Source organism: Janthinobacterium sp. PSPC1-1 (assembly GCF_049897625.1).
GTDB lineage: Bacteria > Pseudomonadota > Gammaproteobacteria > Burkholderiales > Burkholderiaceae_D > Janthinobacterium > Janthinobacterium tructae.
Map to the genome: position 1 here is coordinate 1 of NZ_JAFCWP010000020.1, position 2,789 is coordinate 2,789.

Genomic DNA, 2,789 nt, shown 5'->3' on the forward strand with positions numbered 1-2,789 from the left:
GCCATCGGCCAGGTAGCGCACCAGATCGCCTGTCTTGTACAGCCGCGCGCTGCTGCCCGCCGTGCCGGCCTCGTGATACGGGTTGGCGATGAAGCGTTCCGCCGTCAGTTCCGGACGGTGCAGATAGCCGCGCGCCAGGCCCGCACCACCCACATACAGCTCGCCAACGACACCGAACGGCGCCAGCTCCAGGCGCGGTGTCAGCACCAGCGCCCCCAAGTCCGCCAGCGGACGCCCAATATCGCTGGCTCCGCTCGTATCGAGCACATCAGCCTGCAGCAAACGCCGGTACGTCACGTGCACCGTCGTCTCCGTAATGCCATACATGTTCACCAGTTGCGGCCGCTGGTCGCCGTGGCGCGCCACCCATGGCGCCAGGTTCGACGCCTGCAGCGCCTCGCCGCCAAAGATCACGCAGCGCAGGGCCAGCGCCGCCGGGTGCTCCTGATCCACCTCCATCAGGGCGGCAAACGCACTCGGCGTCTGGTTCAGGATCGTCACCCGTTCCCGCACCAGCAGCGCATGGAAATCGGCCGGCGAACGGCTGATCCAGTATGGCACCACCAGCAAACGGCCGCCGTGCAGCAGCGGACCCCACATTTCCCACACCGAAAAATCGAAACCATAGGAATGGAACAGGGTCCAGACATCGTCTGCATTAAAGTGGAAGTGCGCAGCGCTGGCAGCAAACAGGCGCAGCACATTGCCATGCTCGACCATCACCCCTTTCGGCTTGCCCGTCGAACCGGAGGTATAAATGACATACGCCAAGCTCGCAGCACCATGCCCGTCCAGGCGCGCCAGGTTCTGCGCATCGTACGGCAGCCCTGCCCCGTCATCCAAACACAGCAGTTGCAAGCTGCCTGCCTGCCGCACCAGCGATCCAGCCTTCTCCAGCAAGGCCTGCTGCGTCACGATCAGCGCCAGGCCGCTGTCCTCGGCCATGTAGGCCAGGCGTTCCTGCGGATACGCCGGGTCCAGCGGCACATACGCGCCGCCCGCCTTGAGGATCGCCAGCACGCCCACCATCATCTCCAGGCTGCGCTCCACGCACAGCCCCACCAGCACGTCCGGGCCAACGCCGCGTGCCCGCAGCGCATGCGCCAGTTGATTCGCCCGCGCATTGAGCTGCGCATACGTCAATTGCTCATCACCATAGACCAGCGCCACCTGCGCTGGCGTGCGCGCCACCTGCGCTTCGAACAGCTCATGGATGCAATGCTCCTGCGGATAGTTCGCCTGCGTCGCGTTCAGCGTCTGCAGCAGGTATGCGCGCTCGCCGGCCGGCAAGACCGCCACGTCGAGCACCGCCTTGTCAGGCTCGACCAACAAGGCTTCGGACAGCCCGGCCAATACCGCTTCCATGTAGCCCAGCACGCGGGCGGCGTCCACACTATCATCAAGCTGCAAATCAAGTGCAAAACCGACATCCATATCGTCAATAGAAAGAGTCAACGGGTAGTTGGTTCTCTCTTGGGATGCGAGCAATTCAACACCTGCCATCTCTGCACGACTGCCTGCCTGTGCAACCTCCGACCGGCGGTAGTTGAGCATGGAACTGAATAAGGGCGTACTAACGGGCAATGCAGAACAACGCTGCGCCAACGTTAAAGATGCTTGTTCGTATGGAAGCAAGTCACCGAGTTCCGCCTCGGTCTGCCGCAACATCTGCAAGACTCCCTGCCCACTCAACTTCAATCTCAATGGCAACAAATTAATAAACATGCCCAACATGCTGTGAGCTCCCGGCGTTCCTTGCAGGCGTCCGGAAAACACGGTGCCAAATACAACGTCCTCCTTGCCTGCACATGCGGCAAGAACCCGTGCCCAGGCAGCATGGAACAAGGCCGCAGTACTGACTGAGTGCTGCTTCGTAGCCGTCCTGATCTGCCGAGCCAGCGCAGGATCAAGCTCCTGTCGCACTTCCTTGATACGCGATCCGTCCCCATGGACAGCGACTAAGCCGAATGGCGCTGTCGGCTCGGTGACATCAGCCAGCTTAGTCCGAAAGAATACCTCAGCATTCTGATGTCGCGCCTGATACAAACCATGTGCGACAAACTCGCGATACGGCACTGCTGCGGCCAATCCCGTCGCCTCTCCATGCATGTGCGCCATCAACTCATCTTGTATCATCGCCAGTCCAAGATGGTCGGAAATAATATGGTGTAGTTGCAGCAGCAAATAGCACGCATTCGATTGCATGCCAGCGGCTACGCTTACCTGCATCAGTGGAGCCCGTGCCAGATCCATCGACTGCGGTTGCGCCAGGTAGGTGCCGAGCTGGGTTTCGATATCCCCCCCGGGCGCCAGCACTAAAGGCTTGACTTGCAAACAGGCCTGGCGATGCACCACCTGCACCGGCACCGAAACCTGTTGCGCCATCACCGCTGTGCGCAGCACGTCGTGACGATCGACCACCGCCTGCAAGGCGGCCAGAAAGGCATCCAGGCGCGCCCCATCCTTGATCCGCAATACCATGGACATGATGTAGGGGTCGTTTTTCTGCGCCATCAGGTGATGGAACAAGATGCCTTCCTGCAACGGCGCCAGCGGATAGATGTCCTGGATATTCGCCGCACCGCCGGGTACCAGCGCTGCCAGCGTATCGATTTCCTGCTGGCTCAACGCCACCAGCGGCAGCATCTCCGGCGTGATGTGCGTGCAGCTGGCGGGAATCAGGTTCGGCGGCGCCGCGAAGGGGCGATTCGCCTCCGGTGCCTGCGCATCGAGCGCCTGCGCCAGGCCGCGCAGACTGGACGCGCCAAAGATGGTGCGCACATCCGTGT

At 61.8% G+C, this 2,789-nt stretch carries 1 protein-coding gene; it reads right to left on the bottom strand.

The window, feature by feature from the left end; all coding sequences use genetic code 11:
• On the bottom strand, positions 1–2,789 hold a 2,789-nt coding region (locus ACP7EG_RS27595; protein ID WP_426090238.1), incomplete at both ends, for a non-ribosomal peptide synthetase.